Here is a 17,370-nt window from a genome sequence, read left to right on the forward strand (position 1 = left end):
TTTTTAATAGGAAAGGGAATATTGATGTATAAATTAAGTGATCCAACTCAGAAACTATTAGACATAAAAAAAATACGTACGAGTGTACGTGTTTTTGCATTGAATGATAAGGGTGAGGTTGCCATGATTCATTTACTTGGCAAAGATCTATTTGGCGTAAGAAATCATTATGAATCCATTGGTGGTGGGCTAGAAATCGGTGAAAACATTAAAGATGCGTGTCGTCGTGAAAGTTTAGAAGAAGCAGGTTTCACGTTAGGAAAGCTTAAATATTTTAATACAGTTATCGATGAGTATGCTTTACTTGGTCAAGTTAACATCCATCATTATCATATTGCGAAAATTTTAAAAGTAGAAAAAAACTCGCTTACATATGAAGAGAGTTTTTTGGTTGATCGGATTGAGTTCAAATCAATTGAAGCTTGGATTTCAGAATTGAGTGTGCCTGTGTTTGGGGTAAATGCCTTAGTTCATCAACGAGAATTGTTGATGATGAGGGATTTACAAAATCAATCAAAAGAGTGATGGGACTCATTGAACGTTGATAGGCAAGTGTAATGTATTGAATTTCAAGTGCATCAAGAAAGTCGATAATTGCTTGATACTCATCATTGCCGCCTTCGTGTCCGCGATAACATGCAATGCTAAGATATTTAGGTTTATTTGCGATTATTTTTTTAAGTGAGGTAAGGGTTGTAGAGGCGTGTGTGATGATTGTTTTATCTGAGTGAGGCAAATAGCCTAAGTTATACATATATGCATCATATCGCTTCTTAAAAGACACCTGGCTGTGGTCCATATGTAAATACTCAATATTTTTGAACACTTGACATCGTTGTTGAGTGTTTTTAATGGCTTCTTTTTGAATATCAATTGCTAAAACATCACGACAAATGGTTGCAAGGAATTCTGTATCATGCCCATTACCACATGTCATATCAACAGCTGATGAGGTGCTATTTAAGCGGCTTTCTAAAAAGGCATGACTAATTGTTTTATGATTCATTTGATGGACTACTTTCAAGCAAAATTATAATTGTTTCAGGGTTGGTATTAAATCTTAATTCGATATCTCGAGTTCCAAGTCCCTGGGAATTAATGATTGTTTTGTCATTTAAATCATATCTTTTTTTATAATACTTACCATGATCAGCCAATGGATCGATAAATGGAGGTTTAAAAAGACCCCCTAAATATTTTCCAGCTAATAAAAGATTATAGTCTGTTTTATCAAGCGAATCCGCTAACTTTCCATCATGCATCACGAAAATCTCAAACGATTCAGGATTAGCAACATACTGTGTCTGTTTTTCATCAACAGCTGTCAGTTGAATAAATTCATTATTAAAGTTGTAAAGTTTATTTGAATTATTACTTAATTGTCGAAAACCAGCTTGATCTAGTAAGGCATAAGTTTCAAATTTATGGTCCAAGTCACCAAGAACCATATATTTACCGAGTGGTGCTTTGAGAGCATCTAGTTTTTTTACCATTTCTTTTCGTTCTTTTTCATTGGGTTTATTCAAAAATAAATTACCACCAAAGAGGATGATATCTGGCTTACTCCTGTTGATTGAGGAAATAGATTTATCCAACAATTCTGTATTAGACAAAACATCAGAAAAGTAAGCAATCGTTACTCCGTCGAAAGAAGGGGGGATTGTAGGATGGGTTATTGTTTCAAATCGTGTCTTATGTCGCTTAATGGCAAACACTTTCATATCTAAAAAAACACCAAGTAATAAAAGAAAGACAAGACTTAAAATAAGTACTTGTCTATGCTTTCTTTTCATTGCTTACCTCTTCGTTTCTGTTCAAGATAACAGGAACGACCAATGGGTTTCTTTGTGTTTTTTTATAAAGGAATGGCTCAAGTGATCCACGGATGGTGTTTTTAATGTCACCAAAGGTAACACGTTTAGTCATACGTTTATTTAAAGCATCGTATACAATTTTTTCAGCTTCTTTAATTAAAGTTTGGTTGTCTTTGATAAAGACAAAACCACGACTTACAATTGTTGGTTTAGTTAAAATTTTATTTTGTCTTGAATCGATGGTTACGACAACACTCACAAGACCACTGTCCGACAAGATTTTACGATCTTTAAGGACAGCTGTTGATAAACCACTGCTATCTTTTCCATCCACATAAATATCATCGGCTTGGAATCGAACATCGGTTGCGAATGCTTCGCCATCTCTTAGACCGACTACATCACCATTTGCACATACAAAGATGTTTTCAGGTTTAACCCCGGTTTCAATGGCAGTGTTTTGATGAGTCTTTAACATTTTATATTCACCATGCATTGGCATAAAAAATTCCGGCTTAACAAGTTGTAGCATAAGCTTTTGTTCTTCTTTAGACGCATGTCCTGTTGTGTGCAAGGAATTCAAGGGTGAGTTTGTTAGAACATTAGCACCACGACGTGTTAATTGGTTAACAACATGTGAAACTGATTGTGCGTTCCCAGGGATTGGACTGGATGAAAATACCACAGTATCACCAGGCATCACACTAATTTGGCGGTGAGTTCCATTGGCTATACGGCTTAGAGCAGCCATGGGTTCACCTTGACTCCCAGTACAAATGATACATGCTTTATTAGCAGGGAGCTTATTTAATTGATGTGCTTTTACAAAGTGCTTATCAGCAGCTTTTATGTGACCTAATTTTCGAGCGATTGTTACGATATTTTCCATTGAACGTCCAAAAATCGCAATTTTTCGTCCATCAGCGATCGCAGCATCGATAATTTGTTGAACTCGATACACATTTGATGCAAAGGTTGCCAAGATGATACGGCCTTCGGCTTTTCTAAAAATGCCACCAATCTCTTTCGCAACTTCTTTCTCACTAATCGAGAAGCCACTTACTTCAGCATTGGTTGAATCACTGAGTAAGAGTGTGATTCCAATTTCACCAAAGTATGACAAAATTTGATAATCAGAATTTGATCCAACAGGCGTTAAATCAAACTTAAAGTCACCCGTTGAAACAACGCGTCCATTGGGCGTATTAACTAATACTCCAACTGCATCTGGAATTGAATGGATAACATTAAAGAAACCAATAATAAAGTGCTCTGTCTTGATTTTTGACTCAGCGTTGATTTCAATGATATTTGCATGCATTTTACGTTCTTCTAATTTTCGATGAATTTGCGCTTTAGCAAATCGTGGGGCATAAATGTTGTCGATTTGTACTCGTTGTAATAAGAAAGGAATCCCACCAATGTGGTCTTCGTGACCATGGGTAATAACCAATGTTTTCTTTTTCTTATTGTTTTTTACAAGATGAGTATAATCGGGAATGACATAATCAACCCCTAATAATTCTTCTTCAGGGAACATGACACCTGAATCAATAATGATGATTTCGTCTTCATGTTCAATACAATACATATTTTTACCAACTTCACCTAATCCACCTAAAGCATAAACTAGCGTGTCAGTATTTTTAATTTTTTCTTTCTTTGTACTCATAATTACTCCTAATCTATAATTTCTATATCTTGATCAAACCAAGGATTTTCTTGATTAATGTGGTCATAAAATAATACGCCGTTTAAATGATCAATCTCATGTTGTAAAATGATTGCTAAATAATCTTTTACTCTAAAATCGATATTTTTTTCTTGAATCATGTCATATGCCTGTATACGGATTCGTTTGTGTCTTGGCACAATCCCTTCATGGGTTTCGCGAATAGATAGACATCCTTCGCCATATTTTAAGGCAGTTTGTTTAACAGAGTGTGAAATAATTTTCGGATTGATAAGCGCATACTCAACAGTTTTAAATGAACCATCTTTCTGTTCAATATCAACAACAATTGCAGTCATTTGCTTTAAAACACCTATTTGAGGTGCTGCAATTCCTACAGCTGGTTGTAGGTTTTCTTTTTCTGCTAATTCTTCATCACGAGAATCTCGCACATATTTCAACAAGCTATTCATAATTTTTTTATCATCTTCTTGCAACGGAAAAGAAACCATCTCACATTTTTGACGCAAAACAGGGTTAGGGTCTAGGACGATGGTGTCCATATTTATTTTTTTCATTTTTAATCCTCAATTCCTTTTAATCATATTATTATGTTGGTCTGTTATAAGTATAATAACTTAAAAATGATAATTTTGAAAGTCTTTGCCTTATTTTTCGTCTAAAATGTGGTAAAGTATTGATATGATACGAAAAATATTTAACATAAAAATGCCCAAAGGCTATGATAAAGGAATTCATGCTGCGATAATTTTTCTAAACTTATTTGGTTTATTAATGATTTTATCCGCAAACATGACAAGCATTGCAACACGCAAGTCTCTTACGATTATTTTTGTGAAAGAGATTGCTTTTATTGTGGCTTCTTACTATATCATGGTTCAGGCAGCTCGAAATTTTAGTTTTAAAGCATTTGGTAAACATTATATGAAAATTCTCATTGGAATTATGGGGCTCTTATTTTTAACCATGGCTTTCCCATCAGTTCGAGGAGCAAGAGCTTGGATTCGGATTGGAAAAATTACAATTCAACCCAGTGAGTTTGCGAAAGTCTTTGTCATTCTACTGATGGCTTATTTCCTAGGCGATAAACAAAAAGTTTCAACGAAAGTAAAAAGTATGTGGAAATTAGCAAAAACTCCTATTGTTATCGTATTGATTATTGTTGGCTTTGTCACAATTGCTCAAAAAGATTTAGGGTCTGCCGTGGTAATTGCAGGGATTACTTATGTCGTAATGCTGGTTCCATCTAATCTAGCGATGAGTAAAGCGCAACGAGTTATGTTTACGCTTCTTGTTATTGGATTAATCTTAATGTTTTGGGTTACAACTCCCAAAGGGGTTGCGATGATTGATAAGTTGCCAATCCCAAGTTATATGATTGATCGTTTTAGAATTAGTGCAAATCCATTCACCAATCGATATGACAATGGGTATTATCAGATTTTTAATGGAATTGTCGCATTTGTTAAAGGTGGATTATTAGGTGTTGGTTATGGAAAAGGGTTTATTAAATACTCATACCTTCCAGAAGCAGAGAATGATGCGATTTTAGCGGTTGTGATTGAGGAACTTGGTATGATTGGTTTTTCATTTCTTCTTATATTATATGGTATTGTTATTTATCGATTGTTGAAAATGGCATTTAAGGTTAAGTTTGAAAAAGAAAAGATGGTGTTGGTTGGGACGGTTGCTTATATCATGATTCACTTTGTCTTTAATGTTGGAGGGATTACTGCTTTAATTCCACTGACAGGAGTTCCACTGCTCTTTATTTCAGCAGGGGGATCAAGTCGAATGGCGATTATGTTAGCTATCGGCTTATCTCAAAGTGTTATTTCTCGACATAAGGCATTAGAACAGAAGAAGGTTAAACACGTATGAGAATTATTGCAGGTGAATTTGGTTCACGTAAAATTAACAGTTTAAAATCAAGGGTTAGTCGTCCAACGAGTGATAAAGTTCGAGCGGCAATATTTGATCATTTAGGTTCTTATTTCGATGAAGGAACATTTTTAGATTTATTTTCTGGAACAGGGGCGATGGCTCTAGAAGCTTTAAGTCGAGGCTATGAAAAAGCTGTCATGGTTGAAGTTGATCGAAAAGCTGCAGCGATGATTCAGGAAAACATTCATAATTTTGATGTAAAGAATCGAAGTGATGTGAAAGTGATGGATGTTCCCACTTATTTGAAGAGGTCCTTGGAAGTCTTTGATTGTATATTTTTAGATCCGCCTTATGATTATAAAGATATAGATAAGGTTGTTGCTACAATTGCATCGCTTGAAATATTAAAAGAAAAGGGCTATTGTATTGTGGAAACCGATCGAAATGTACATCTTCGTGATGGTTATGGAAACCTGAGTCGTTATCGATCTAAAACGTATGGTAATACAACAATTCATTATTATCAAAGGACATAAAGTCCTTTTTTTTTAATGTTTTAGCAGTCAACCCTTGACAGTGCCAAAGAGATGGTGTAAACTATTCGTAGATGCAAAAAGATAGGAGGGTAACCCATGTTAACAGAACGAAAGATTGAAGTTTTTAAAGCCATTGTCAATGAATTTGTCAATACAGCAGAACCGGTTGGGTCGAAAACTTTAATTGATAAGTATAACTTAAATTATTCATCAGCAACAATTCGTAATGAAATGTCTGATCTTGAAAAGTTAGGGCTGTTAGAGAAAACCCATACGTCAAGTGGGCGTATTCCTTCAACAAAGGGCTATCGATTCTTTGTAGAGCATCTAATGGAAGATGTTCAGAATCAAGCGGTTGAAGTGGCGTTGTCACAAATATTTTCAGATCGTCGTCTGAGCATCGAGGAGGCAATTCGGCAAAGTTGTGATATTTTGTCACAAATGACGAATTTAACGTCCGTTGTTTTAGGGCCTAGTTCAAATGATGAGACCCTAAAAAGCATTCAATTAATTCCTTTGAATTCATTGTCAGCGATGGCGGTGTTTGTGACTGAGTCAGGTCATGCTGAGCATCGTGTCTTTAAATTTGATGATGAGATATCAGTTGAAGATTTAGAAAGTTGTACAACTATTTTAAATGATCGACTCAAGGGAACTCCATTATCTGAAGTAGTGGTAAGAATGGAAAGTTTAAAGCCAATTTTATCACAACGATTGAGTCATTATGAGGAGCTGTTCGAGGCGTTTGTTGGAGCATTTGTAAAATTTGCTCAGGATGAAGTTTATATGAGTGGTCGAAAGAACATGCTCATGCAGCCTGAATTCTCTGATGTAACGAAACTTAGACAGTTGATGGGAATGCTTGAAGATTCTCATATTTGGCGACAATTATCAAGCCAACATGATCAAATGACACTTCGTCGTTCAACTCAAAGTGAATTAACGTGGGTTGATGATATGGCAGTCATTACAAGCTCGTTTCAAGGCGATGATGACGAGGAACACAAACTGATGGTTGTAGGGCCTAGTCGTATGGAATACGGCGCTGTCTTGTCCATGATGGACTATGTTACTGAAATGATTGAAAAAGTCTATGGAAAGGAAGATGGCGATGAGTAAAAAGACAGAAGATTTAGCTGTGAATGAAGAAGAAACATTGGAAGAGAATGTTGAGTCGGAAGAAACAGTTGAACTTAATGAAGAAGACATTTTAAAAAAAGAGATAGAGATTTTAGAAAATGAATTAAAATCACTCAAAGAAGATGGACTCAAAGTAAGAGCAGAAGCCGATAACTTTAAGAAGCGATTACAAAGAGACCATGACTTATCACAAAAATATAAGATCCAAAACTTTGCGTTAGAAATATTGCCAGCACTCGATAACTTTGAAAGAGCGTTATTGGCAGAAACTAAAGATGAGGCATTGCATGAAGGTGTTTCAATGATTTATGAACAACTTAAATCATCGTTAGAACGTGAAGGAGTTGTCGCAATAGAGGCTTTAAATAAAGAATTTGATCCCAATCTCCATCAAGCTGTAGTTATGGAGAAACAGGAAGATGTTGAAGCAAATATTGTTATCGAAGAATTTCAAAAAGGATATATGATTAAAGATCGTATTTTAAGACCAAGTATGGTCAAAGTCAGCGAATAGGAGGAAAAATTATGAGTAAAATTATTGGTATTGATTTAGGAACTACAAACTCTGCAGTAGCAGTTATGGATGGTGGCGAAGCGGTCGTCATTACAAACCCTGAAGGGAACAGAACAACACCATCAGTCGTAAGCTTTAAAAATGGTGAACGTATTGTTGGGGATGCGGCAAAGCGTCAAGTTGTTACAAACCCAAACTCAGCAATTTCAGTCAAACGATTAATCGGTACAAATGAAAAGGTTAACTTAGAAGGTAAGGATTACACACCAGAAGAGATTTCAGCGATGATTCTTTCATATTTAAAAGGATACGCCGAAGATTATCTTGGTGAAAAGGTAACAAAAGCAGTTATTACTGTTCCAGCTTACTTCAATGATGCCCAACGACAAGCAACAAAAGATGCTGGTACAATTGCTGGTTTAGAAGTTGAACGTATTATTAACGAACCAACTGCAGCTGCGTTAGCGTTTGGTATTGATAAAACAGAAACAGAACAAAAAGTATTAGTTTTTGACCTTGGTGGTGGTACATTTGATGTTTCAATCCTTGAATTAGCAGATGGAACATTTGAAGTATTATCAACATCTGGAGATAATGAATTAGGTGGTGATGATTTTGACCACATTATTGTTGACCATTTAGTTGATTTATTTAAAAAAGAAAATGGCATTGATTTATCAAAAGACAAAATGGCTATGCAACGTTTGAAAGAATCAGCAGAAAAAGCTAAAAAAGATTTATCATCTACTGTGAATGCACAAATCTCATTACCATTTATTTCAGCTGGTGAAGCAGGACCATTACACTTAGAAACAAGTTTAAGTCGTGCTAAATTTGACGAGATGACAAAATCATTGGTCGAACGAACATTGATTCCAGTCCGTCAAGCACTTAAAGATGCAGGTTTAACACGTAATGATATTCATCAAGTTCTATTAGTGGGTGGATCAACACGTATTCCAGCTGTTGTTAATGCTGTTAAGAGCGAATTAGGAAAAGAACCAAATAAATCAGTCAACCCTGATGAAGTGGTTGCAATGGGAGCTGCAATTCAAGGTGGTGTTATTTCTGGAGATGTTAAGGATGTCTTACTCTTAGATGTTACGCCATTATCTCTTGGTATTGAAACTATGGGAGGTGTTATGACACCATTAATTGAACGTAACACAACCATCCCTACATCTAAATCACAAGTATTCTCAACCGCAGCAGATAATCAACCAGCTGTAGATATTAATGTTTTACAAGGTGAAAGACCAATGGCTAAAGACAATAAAAATCTTGGCTTATTCAAACTCGATGGAATTGCTCCTGCACCAAGGGGAATTCCACAAATTGAAGTTACGTTTGATATTGATGTTAACGGTATTGTTAATGTTTCCGCAACAGATAAAGGAACAGGTAAGAAACAATCCATTACAATTACAAACAGTTCAGGATTAAGCGAAGAAGAAATCGAAAGAATGGTTCAAGAAGCAGAAGAAAACGCTGCTGAAGACAATCGCTTAAAAGAAGAAGTTGAACTCAAGAACCAAGCAGAACAATTCATTCATCAAATTAATACAACATTAGATGAAGAAAATGCAAACATTACAGACGAACAACGTGAGGAAGTAACAAAACTTCGTGACGAATTACAAGAATCATTAGATAATAATGATATGGAAAACTTAAAAGAAAAACTTGATGCACTCGAACAAGCAGCCCAAGCAATGGCACAAACAATGTATGCAGATCAAGGTGATGGCGTAAATGCTCAACCTTATGAAGATAACAATGACGATACAGTGGTTGACGCAGAATTCGAAGAAAAAGACGAGTAATTAAACAAGGGCGGAGGATAACATGGCGCAAAAAAGAGATTATTATGAAGTATTAGGTGTCAGTAAGTCCGCAACGGATGATGAGATAAAAAAAGCCTATCGAAAATTAGCAAAACAATATCATCCCGATGTTAACAAAGATCCAGGAGCAGAAGAAAAGTTTAAAGAAGTCCAAGAAGCGTATGAAGTTCTTAGCGACTCAACAAAACGAGGAAATTTTGACCAATTTGGTCATGCTGCCTTTGACCAAAATGGTGGTTTTGGTCAAGGGGGCTTCTCTGGTGGAGGCTTTGGCGATAGTTTTGAAGATATCTTTAGTTCATTCTTTGGTGGTGGTTTTGGTGGTGGCAGTAGCTATGATCAAAATGCCCCAAGAAAAGGACAAGATCGCTTTATGTCAATGCGAATTGATTTTATGGAAGCAATCTTTGGTGTTGAGAAAACTGTTACATTAAATGTTGATGAAGAATGTACAACGTGTCATGGAACAGGAGCCCACAGTAAGTCGGATGTAAAAACATGTTCAACTTGTAACGGGACCGGACAAACTGTCCGTCAACAACGAACTCCTTTTGGCGTTGTTCAAACACAGGGTGTATGTCCTGATTGTAATGGTAAAGGTAAAACTATTAGCAAACATTGTAAAGACTGTAAAGGTGCAGGCTATATCAATAAACGTGTCAATGTTGATATAAAAGTTCCAGCAGGAATTTTTTCAGGTCAACAATTACGTGTAAGTGGTAAAGGTGAACGCGGTGCAAATGGTGGTCCAAACGGTGATTTACTCATAGAAATTGTTGTCGGATCTCATAAACACTTTAAGCGTGACGGAAGTAATATTCATATTACAATTCCATTATCAACGATAGATGCAACCTTAGGAACAGAGATTGATGTTCCGACAGTCCATGGTGATGTTACACTCACAATTCCGGCGGGAACACAACCCAATACAAAATTCAGATTAAAAGAAAAAGGTGTTAAAGATTTACGAACAGGTCGTCTAGGTGATCAGTTTGTTGAAGTTAAACTCGAAGTTCCAACAAAACTTTCTAAGAGTGAAAAAGAGTTATACGAGAAATTAAAAGAAGACAAAGGTGATTCGGTGTTTGATCGTTTTAAAAAGGCGTTCAAATAGAAACACCTTTCTTTTCCTAACACATTAGCACTCACTAAGTAAGAGTGCCACAAAGAGAGGTGAATAAAAATGAATTATGATAAATTAACAGAATTAGTTCAAACAATTTTAATGGAGGCAAGTAGTCTAGCTCAAGCCATGCAAAATCCGATGTTAGAACCCCTTCATGTTTACAAAGCAACATTATCACGAAATGAAGTCGATGAGATTTTTACATTAATTGATACAGATAAATTTACAATTATTGACCAAATTGACCAGAAATTAAATCAGTTACCTAAAGCACAAAATACTCAATTACAAATGAGTCCTCATTTAGAAAAAACACTCAATGATGCAAAAAAATGGGCTGAAAAGCGTAATGATCAATTTATCTCAATGTATGCACTTTTAATGGCATGCGTAAAGGAGAATAGTTTTGGTATAGATATTAAAGCGCTTGAAAAGGCAATTAATGAGGTTTTAAATGGTAAAACAATGGATCAAGCGAATGCTGAAAACCAATTAAATGCTTTAAAAAAATATGGACGTGATTTGGTCAAAGATGTTAAAGATGGAAAAATTGATCCTGTTATTGGTCGAGATGAAGAAATCCGCCGCGTTATTCAAATATTGTCAAGAAAGCAAAAAAATAATCCAATTTTGATTGGTGAACCAGGTGTTGGTAAAACTGCAATCGCAGAAGGCTTAGCATGGCGAATGATGAGGGGGGATGTTCCATTTAGTTTAAAAGGGAAACAACTTATTGAACTTGATATGGGATCATTGATTGCCGGTGCAAAATACCGAGGCGAATTTGAAGAGCGATTAAAAGCAGTCCTCAATGAAGTAAAAGAAGCAGATGGCAACATTGTGTTGTTTATTGATGAAATCCACAACGTTGTTGGAGCAGGAAAAACAGAAGGTTCAATGGATGCTGCAAATCTTTTAAAACCAATGCTTGCGCGTGGAGAATTACATTTAATAGGTGCAACAACATTCGATGAATATCGTCAATATATCGAAAAAGATGCTGCCTTAGAACGTCGTTTTCAACGAGTAAATATTGATGAACCTACGGTTGAAGATACAGTTTCAATTTTAAGAGGTCTTAAAGATCGCTTTGAATCCTACCATGGTGTAACAATTTTAGACGAAGCTATTATATCTGCCGCAACACTCTCAAACCGTTATATCACAGATCGATTTCTTCCAGATAAAGCCATCGATCTTGTGGATGAAGCATGTGCTTCAATTCGAGTTGAAATGGAATCGATGCCAGAAGAATTGGATGAATTAACACGAAAAATCCGTCAGTTAGAAATTGAAGAAATGGCGTTAAAAAAAGAAACAGAGAGCAAAACCCTGGAACGATTAGAAGAAATCGTAACTGAATTAGAGGTTTTAAAAGAAAAACATAAACTGATGCACGATGAATGGCAAGTTGAAAAAGATAAATTAGACGAAGTAAAAAGTGCTAAAGAGAATCTAGAGAAAGCAAAATTGGAGTTTGAACGTGCTCAAAATGATGCGCGTTATGAAGATGCCGCCCGTTTACAATATGAAAGAATTCCTTATTTAGAAGATTTAATTAAGCAAGAAGACCGTCATAATACCGGCATGATCCAAGAAATTGTTACCGCAGATTTAATTGCTGATATTGTTTCTAAATGGACAGGGATAGAAGTTGGTAACTTGCTGGCAACAGAAAGAGAAAAGTTACTTGATTTAGAAAATCAGTTAAAACGATTTGTTAAAGGTCAAGATCATGCAGTTTCTAAAGTAACGGATGCAATTATCCGATCAAAAGCACAAATACAAGATGAATCCAGACCGCTTGCGTCATTTATGTTTTTAGGACCAACAGGTGTTGGTAAAACAGAAGTTGCAAAAGTTCTTGCACAGGAATTATTTGACGATGTTAACCGAATGGTTAGAATTGATATGAGTGAATACATGGAAAAACATTCCGTATCACGTCTCATTGGTGCTCCTCCAGGATATGTTGGTTATGAACAAGGCGGACAATTAACAGAAAGTGTTCGAAGAAATCCATATTCAATCATCCTACTCGATGAAATTGAGAAAGCACACCCCGATGTCTATAATGTATTACTACAAATACTAGACGATGGACGAATCACGGATAGTAAGGGCGTGATGGTAGATTTCAAAAATACCATTATCATCATGACCTCAAACCTAGGAAGTCAACACGCCTTTGAAGATGACCCAGTTTTACGTGATGATCATTATCGTCAAGAAGTACAACGCTTTTTCAAACCGGAGTTTATTAATCGTGTCGATGATATTATTGTCTTTAATGCACTTAATGAATCTGTACTAGAATCAATTGCTATCAAATTCTTAGACGAATTAAAGGATAGAATTCTAAAAAGAGGCTTAAGGTTTGACTATACGGAAAAAGCATTGAAAAAAATTGTAGAAAAAGGAAGCGATGTTCATTATGGAGCCCGTCCAATGAAACGGTTCATCCAACAAGTTATAGAAACTGATATTGCTTACTTAATCATCCGCGAAGAACCTGCCGAAGATTCTATGATTAGCCTTGAATATGACGACGACTTTATTGTAAAGATAGCCTAACATTTGAAGATATAAAAAAAACTTGAGTTGGTAAAAAACTCAAGTTTTTATATTAAATTTTTACGTTTTAATTCTTCTAAAACCAATCGTGTGTTTGTTACTGCATTGTCTTGTATTTCAATAACATGAGCACCGTTGTGAGCAGCAATATTACGAATATCATTTGAAATACCTGTATATGCTGAAGCGCCAATGACTAATAAGATATCGTTTTTCCCTAACTGTTGTACAAGCTCAATTCCACGTTTATAATTAGGTGCTTCTTCACCATATAAAACAGGTCGATCTTGTAGATGTTCTGGTTTGGCTAATTCTTCATCACTGGGAACTGTTCCATGTAAATTAATAGGAGTTGAACCAGCTTTTTCATGCAAGCCATCCACATTCATGGTTAGTATGGGGATATTATAATCTGCAAGGGCAAAATGAGCATCGTTAGGCTGAGCGTTTTTGAAGACATGATGCATTTCCATGACTGATTTTCTAAAATCTTCAGGGTGTTTATCGAGATATTCACGATTAAGTTTGGCACGAACACCAGGCATTTCATCAAATGTACTTAAACCCGATGCTTTTGAAATTCCTGCACCTGTAAGAGCAAGGATCATTCTTTTTTCATTCCTTTCACAATTTTTCTTTCACGTAGATACTTCATAAAATGTTGAACTGAATAAACAGGCAATAAGACAAGAGTTGCTCTCATTAAATTGATGTCAATGGGATTGTTATTGTTTGCATCCGGTTTGATGAGCACTGAAAAAATAATAATCACTAAAAATAACGGAAGTATTGTTTTTGAAAAGGCGTCTGCCTTAAATTCTTCATGCGCTTCAAGTGAATCCAATTTTTCGTATTCTTGTTCTCTAATCTTGATAATGTTTTTATCAGATAAGAAAAATTTATTAAAGTAAATATAGATTGCGATATTTAAAAGAACGACAATTCCAACCGCAAGAATAAACTTTTGTTTTAGAATTCCAAATGTTACCAAAAAAATCAAGAGTGAATAAAGTTCCTTCGCTTCATAAATACTAACGAACTTTAAGTCACTTTCATTCATATGATAGCCAGCTTGTTCACCTTTAATAAGATAGAGCATTCTGCGTCGATGATCTTTTATTAAATTATTTCTTAATTGTTGAATTTCTTCTTTATTCATTGTTATTCTCCTTTTGTATGAGCCCATGCTCGATTAATGCATGATAAATTCCATTCTCGTCAACTCGTTTTGCAATGAAGTCTGCATGCATGAACAGTGCTTCTTCTGCATTTCCCATAGCAACACTAAAGTCTGCTTGTTTCAGCATATTTAAATCATTCTCACCATCACCAAAAACCGTATGATAAGTAGCATTGAAGTGCTTATTGAGGGTTTTGATTCCATTTTCCTTTCCCGATTGAAGCGGGATAATTTCTAAATTACCTAGTTGATCTTTAAAGATTTGAGTTTTAACTTTAAGGAAATCTAATGTCTTTTCAGACAACGAATCATAACATAGCACATTAAATATTGCCTGATTTTCAAATGTTTCGATCGGATAGTTTGCATCAATGCCGAAGTGATCTAACGCATCTAATATTCTATCATGAGCAGGATAGGTTAAGAAATTGTAGTGCCCTTCAAGCAACAATGCTTTTTTCCCAATGTCATCTTGAACATGATGAATAATCGTAGGATCCATAAGAACTTCTGAAATGACTGCTTGATTTTCATCAAGAACAATTGATCCATTGGCTAACACATAGCCATCCCAAACAATTAAGTCATGAACATTCGCTTCAATGATTCCACTCTTTGTTCTCCCGGTACACAACGCCACTTTGTAACCCTGGCGTTGTAATTCTTTTAAAGCATAAATGGTTTGCTTACTGATATGATTTGCTTTGTTATCAAGGATTGTTCCATCGATATCAAAGTAAAAAACATCTGATTTTTTCATAATTATCACCTCACTAATTATAGCATAGTTGTGTTATTATTATTGTATGGAATATACACTCATTAAAAGTAATAGAAAAACAATTGCAATCATAATTCGTGATGGAGCCGTCATTGTCAGAGCACCACTTTTGGCGGATTCTCAAAGCATAAAGGCTTTTGTTGCTGAAAAAGAAGCCTGGATCAATGAAAGATTGCAAGAATATAGACCCGTAGGGATTCAAAGTGACTTAAATTACGCCTATGTTTTTGGTGAGTATAAAGAAATTATTTATATCAACAATCCCAAGTGGTCCCTTGTTATCGATGAAAAAATCGTTGTGTATTCGCCTGAAACATCTTCGATGAAAGCAAAGGTAAGCTATATAGAAAACCAATTAAAAATTAAACTAATAAAGATTATTGATGAAGCAATTGATTCTTATAGTCAAGCGTTAGGGCTTGAACGTCCACCGTATAAGGTTAGAAAGTACAAACGAATTCATGGTCGTTGTTCTTCAAATGATGAACTGGCATTCAATACATACCTTTATGAACATACAATTGATTTTATACATTATGTTGTCTTACATGAGTGTGCTCATTTAATTGAGTTTAATCATTCAAAAAGCTTCTATGCGTTGATAGAAGCTTCGATGTCAAATTATAAAGATGTTATTGCTCAAGATAAGAAGCAATTAAAGACTCATCTGGATCAATAAAAATACTTTTGAAATGATCAATTTTAACCATTCCTTTTGGAGCTTTAGGAATTTTCTTCACATGTTTTGCTAAAGTATAATGAACTTCAACGCTGCTACCAAGGCGGTTTTTCGAGAAGTATGCAGCAAATTGAGCTGCAATTCTTAAACGTGGTTCATTGAGTTTTGATGTTTTCACAATGACATGGGCCCCTTGAGCATTCGCTGCATGAAACCAATAATCTTCTTTATTTGCTACTTTAAAACTTAGTTCCTCATTTTGTATGTTATTCTTACCAATATAAAGCGTGCAATCTTCATCAAATTCTACAACGCGATAATTTGGTTTCTTTTTCTTTTTGCGACTATGTTTTTGAGTCTTTTGCTTGAGTAATCCTTGTTCTTGTAATTCTTCAGATATTTCTAAAGCATCTTCCAGAGTTGCTTGTTCTATTTGAATCAATAATTTTTCATAATAATCCAATAACTGTTTAGCAATTGAGATTTGTTCTTCAAGATAATGACGGCTAGTTTTCCGTTTACGATATTGCTTGTAATAATCATTGGCATTTTGTAATCCGTTTTTTGATTCTAACAATGGGATGTCGATCGTATTCCCATCAAAATCCTGTAAACGTATTGATCGTTTCCCGGCAGATTCTTGACTTGCATAGGTCATTAAGACATCACCGTAAAGACGTAAATGTTCAATCTCATAGGCTCTTTCATACTCTAATTCTAATTTGTTCAACTTTTTTTGATTCCGTTTGAGTTCTCGTCGAACAAGTTTACTAATATTTTGTGTGTGTGACTTGATGCGATCTTGTTCTTGGCGATTTGAATAGTAGGCATCAAACCCAATCATGAGTGGCAATGGTTTAGGACTTTCATCCAAATGATCTAAAGCAATACAATGGTAATCATTGTTGTAAAGGTATAATGTTTCACTTTCAAGGATTTCTTGTTTAATTTCTGTGAGTGAGCTAGTTGTTAAACGATGATATATTTCTCGTTCAAGAACGGGTGATATTCCTTCAATTTGGTTCATAATACCCTTATTGATATCGATTTGATCAAGAAGATCAAAAGGCAATTTATTTTGCGGATTTGGCGCTTGATATAAAACATTGGGTAAAATAAAACGGTCTTGAGTTTCGAAATCACTAATCCGTTTAAAACTATCAATGATTTTCATAGATTCATCGACTAAAATTAAGTTTGCATAGCGACCAAAAAATTCCAGGAAAATATAATAATCATGCATAACACCCATCTCATCACGATGTTCAATGGTTATTTTGGTCAGGCGATCATAGCCAATTTGTTCAAATTGTTTAATTATTCCACCTTCAAGATGTTTTCTAAATATCGTGACAAAATGGGTCGCTCCTAGATTTCTACTGGATCGATTTTCAGTAAAATGAATTCGAGCAAAATTAGGATGTAAAGAGATTAAAAGATCCAATCGTTTTTGACTAAAGCATTGGAACATAAATTCTGTATCGGATGCTTGTCGTATTTTATTGATCTTTAAGGGACAATTTTCGTTTAGTTTTTTTAGTGTTTGATGTAAGACAATTCCATCGAGTGGCATAGTATCAACCTTTCTTGTTATAATGTATT

At 35.1% G+C, this 17,370-nt stretch carries 17 protein-coding genes; 9 read left to right on the plus strand and 8 right to left on the minus strand.

Annotated elements, in window-relative coordinates:
* Positions 1-24 precede the first annotated feature (24 nt).
* On the plus strand, positions 25-525 hold the full coding sequence (locus GVV10_RS06960) for an NUDIX hydrolase (protein WP_159521056.1): 501 nt from the start codon (positions 25-27) through the stop codon (positions 523-525).
* Here the strand turns inward: GVV10_RS06960 and GVV10_RS06965 are convergent.
* Genes GVV10_RS06965 through def form a run of 4 tightly spaced genes read right to left on the minus strand, consistent with a single transcriptional unit; the run spans position 407 to position 4,064 of the window.
* A complete protein-coding gene (locus GVV10_RS06965; protein WP_159521058.1) occupies positions 407-1,006 on the minus strand; it encodes a class I SAM-dependent methyltransferase in 600 nt (199 codons plus the stop codon). The genes GVV10_RS06960 and GVV10_RS06965 overlap by 119 nt on opposite strands.
* Positions 996-1,793 (minus strand): metallophosphoesterase, encoded by a 798-nt coding sequence (locus GVV10_RS06970; protein WP_159521060.1) that lies wholly within the window; start codon positions 1,791-1,793, stop codon positions 996-998. The genes GVV10_RS06965 and GVV10_RS06970 overlap by 11 nt, the downstream gene beginning before the upstream one ends.
* Positions 1,777-3,486 carry a ribonuclease J1 gene (gene rnjA, locus GVV10_RS06975; protein WP_159521062.1) on the minus strand — a complete coding sequence of 570 codons (1,710 nt, stop codon included), beginning with the start codon at positions 3,484-3,486 and terminating at the stop codon, positions 1,777-1,779. The genes GVV10_RS06970 and rnjA overlap by 17 nt, the downstream gene beginning before the upstream one ends.
* A gap of 8 nt (positions 3,487-3,494) precedes the next feature.
* Positions 3,495-4,064, minus strand: a complete 570-nt coding sequence (def, locus tag GVV10_RS06980; protein ID WP_159521063.1) for a peptide deformylase — start codon at positions 4,062-4,064, stop codon at positions 3,495-3,497.
* A gap of 124 nt (positions 4,065-4,188) precedes the next feature.
* On the opposite strand from def, the gene GVV10_RS06985 reads away from it, so the two are divergent.
* From GVV10_RS06985 to GVV10_RS07015, 7 genes are all read left to right on the plus strand, one after another.
* Complete coding sequence (locus GVV10_RS06985) at positions 4,189-5,388, plus strand: FtsW/RodA/SpoVE family cell cycle protein (RefSeq protein ID WP_159521064.1); 1,200 nt, start codon at positions 4,189-4,191, stop codon at positions 5,386-5,388.
* Positions 5,385-5,927: a 16S rRNA (guanine(966)-N(2))-methyltransferase RsmD gene (gene rsmD / locus GVV10_RS06990; protein ID WP_159521065.1), complete on the plus strand. Its 543-nt coding sequence runs from the start codon at positions 5,385-5,387 to the stop codon at positions 5,925-5,927. Before GVV10_RS06985 ends, rsmD begins: the two co-directional genes overlap by 4 nt.
* A gap of 96 nt (positions 5,928-6,023) precedes the next feature.
* A complete protein-coding gene (hrcA, locus tag GVV10_RS06995; RefSeq protein ID WP_159521066.1) occupies positions 6,024-7,046 on the plus strand; it encodes a heat-inducible transcriptional repressor HrcA in 1,023 nt (340 codons plus the stop codon).
* Complete coding sequence (grpE, locus tag GVV10_RS07000; protein WP_328705628.1) at positions 7,039-7,581, plus strand: nucleotide exchange factor GrpE; 543 nt, start codon at positions 7,039-7,041, stop codon at positions 7,579-7,581. The genes hrcA and grpE overlap by 8 nt, the downstream gene beginning before the upstream one ends.
* An 11-nt stretch (positions 7,582-7,592) precedes the next feature.
* The gene (gene dnaK / locus GVV10_RS07005) at positions 7,593-9,404 is read left to right on the plus strand and encodes a molecular chaperone DnaK (protein WP_159521067.1); all 1,812 of its coding nucleotides are present in this window, start codon (positions 7,593-7,595) and stop codon (positions 9,402-9,404) included.
* Between the two features lie 22 nt (positions 9,405-9,426).
* The gene (gene dnaJ / locus GVV10_RS07010) at positions 9,427-10,542 is read left to right on the plus strand and encodes a molecular chaperone DnaJ (protein ID WP_159521068.1); all 1,116 of its coding nucleotides are present in this window, start codon (positions 9,427-9,429) and stop codon (positions 10,540-10,542) included.
* Positions 10,543-10,611: 69 nt separating this feature from the next.
* The gene (locus tag GVV10_RS07015) at positions 10,612-13,128 is read left to right on the plus strand and encodes an ATP-dependent Clp protease ATP-binding subunit (protein ID WP_159521069.1); all 2,517 of its coding nucleotides are present in this window, start codon (positions 10,612-10,614) and stop codon (positions 13,126-13,128) included.
* 47 nt (positions 13,129-13,175) lie between these two features.
* Here the strand turns inward: GVV10_RS07015 and GVV10_RS07020 are convergent, their stop codons facing one another.
* The 3 genes from GVV10_RS07020 to GVV10_RS07030 are packed head-to-tail and all read right to left on the minus strand — an operon-like array spanning position 13,176 to position 15,068.
* Entirely contained in the window at positions 13,176-13,736 is a 561-nt protein-coding gene (locus GVV10_RS07020; protein ID WP_159521070.1) for a Sir2 family NAD-dependent protein deacetylase, read from the minus strand.
* Complete coding sequence (locus GVV10_RS07025) at positions 13,733-14,287, minus strand: hypothetical protein (protein WP_159521072.1); 555 nt, start codon at positions 14,285-14,287, stop codon at positions 13,733-13,735. The genes GVV10_RS07020 and GVV10_RS07025 overlap by 4 nt, the downstream gene beginning before the upstream one ends.
* On the minus strand, positions 14,280-15,068 hold the full coding sequence (locus GVV10_RS07030; protein ID WP_159521074.1) for an HAD-IIB family hydrolase: 789 nt from the start codon (positions 15,066-15,068) through the stop codon (positions 14,280-14,282). Before GVV10_RS07030 ends, GVV10_RS07025 begins: the two co-directional genes overlap by 8 nt.
* Before the next feature lie 46 nt (positions 15,069-15,114).
* Between GVV10_RS07030 and GVV10_RS07035 the strand changes: the two genes are divergently transcribed.
* Positions 15,115-15,768: a M48 family metallopeptidase gene (locus tag GVV10_RS07035; protein ID WP_159521076.1), complete on the plus strand. Its 654-nt coding sequence runs from the start codon at positions 15,115-15,117 to the stop codon at positions 15,766-15,768.
* Here GVV10_RS07035 and GVV10_RS07040 read toward each other — a convergent pair.
* The gene (locus tag GVV10_RS07040; protein ID WP_159521078.1) at positions 15,722-17,341 is read right to left on the minus strand and encodes an Rqc2 family fibronectin-binding protein; all 1,620 of its coding nucleotides are present in this window, start codon (positions 17,339-17,341) and stop codon (positions 15,722-15,724) included. The genes GVV10_RS07035 and GVV10_RS07040 overlap by 47 nt on opposite strands.
* Positions 17,342-17,370: the final 29 nt, after the last annotated feature.

This window comes from Erysipelothrix urinaevulpis, from assembly GCF_009828835.1.
GTDB classification, from domain to species: domain Bacteria; phylum Bacillota_I; class Bacilli_A; order Erysipelotrichales; family Erysipelotrichaceae; genus Erysipelothrix; species Erysipelothrix urinaevulpis.

Coding starts and splice junctions, on each gene's coding strand:
- GVV10_RS07015 (WP_159521069.1), top strand. CDS start 10,612: ATGAATTATGATAAATTAACAGAATTAGTTCAAACAATTTTAATGGAG.
- GVV10_RS06985 (WP_159521064.1), top strand. CDS start 4,189: ATGATACGAAAAATATTTAACATAAAAATGCCCAAAGGCTATGATAAA.
- GVV10_RS07020 (WP_159521070.1), bottom strand. CDS start 13,736: ATGATCCTTGCTCTTACAGGTGCAGGAATTTCAAAAGCATCGGGTTTA.
- rnjA (WP_159521062.1), bottom strand. CDS start 3,486: ATGAGTACAAAGAAAGAAAAAATTAAAAATACTGACACGCTAGTTTAT.
- GVV10_RS07030 (WP_159521074.1), bottom strand. CDS start 15,068: ATGAAAAAATCAGATGTTTTTTACTTTGATATCGATGGAACAATCCTT.
- GVV10_RS07025 (WP_159521072.1), bottom strand. CDS start 14,287: ATGAATAAAGAAGAAATTCAACAATTAAGAAATAATTTAATAAAAGAT.
- GVV10_RS06965 (WP_159521058.1), bottom strand. CDS start 1,006: ATGAATCATAAAACAATTAGTCATGCCTTTTTAGAAAGCCGCTTAAAT.
- rsmD (WP_159521065.1), top strand. CDS start 5,385: ATGAGAATTATTGCAGGTGAATTTGGTTCACGTAAAATTAACAGTTTA.
- dnaJ (WP_159521068.1), top strand. CDS start 9,427: ATGGCGCAAAAAAGAGATTATTATGAAGTATTAGGTGTCAGTAAGTCC.
- GVV10_RS07035 (WP_159521076.1), top strand. CDS start 15,115: ATGGAATATACACTCATTAAAAGTAATAGAAAAACAATTGCAATCATA.
- GVV10_RS06970 (WP_159521060.1), bottom strand. CDS start 1,793: ATGAAAAGAAAGCATAGACAAGTACTTATTTTAAGTCTTGTCTTTCTT.
- def (WP_159521063.1), bottom strand. CDS start 4,064: ATGAAAAAAATAAATATGGACACCATCGTCCTAGACCCTAACCCTGTT.
- grpE (WP_328705628.1), top strand. CDS start 7,039: ATGAGTAAAAAGACAGAAGATTTAGCTGTGAATGAAGAAGAAACATTG.
- GVV10_RS07040 (WP_159521078.1), bottom strand. CDS start 17,341: ATGCCACTCGATGGAATTGTCTTACATCAAACACTAAAAAAACTAAAC.
- dnaK (WP_159521067.1), top strand. CDS start 7,593: ATGAGTAAAATTATTGGTATTGATTTAGGAACTACAAACTCTGCAGTA.
- hrcA (WP_159521066.1), top strand. CDS start 6,024: ATGTTAACAGAACGAAAGATTGAAGTTTTTAAAGCCATTGTCAATGAA.
- GVV10_RS06960 (WP_159521056.1), top strand. CDS start 25: ATGTATAAATTAAGTGATCCAACTCAGAAACTATTAGACATAAAAAAA.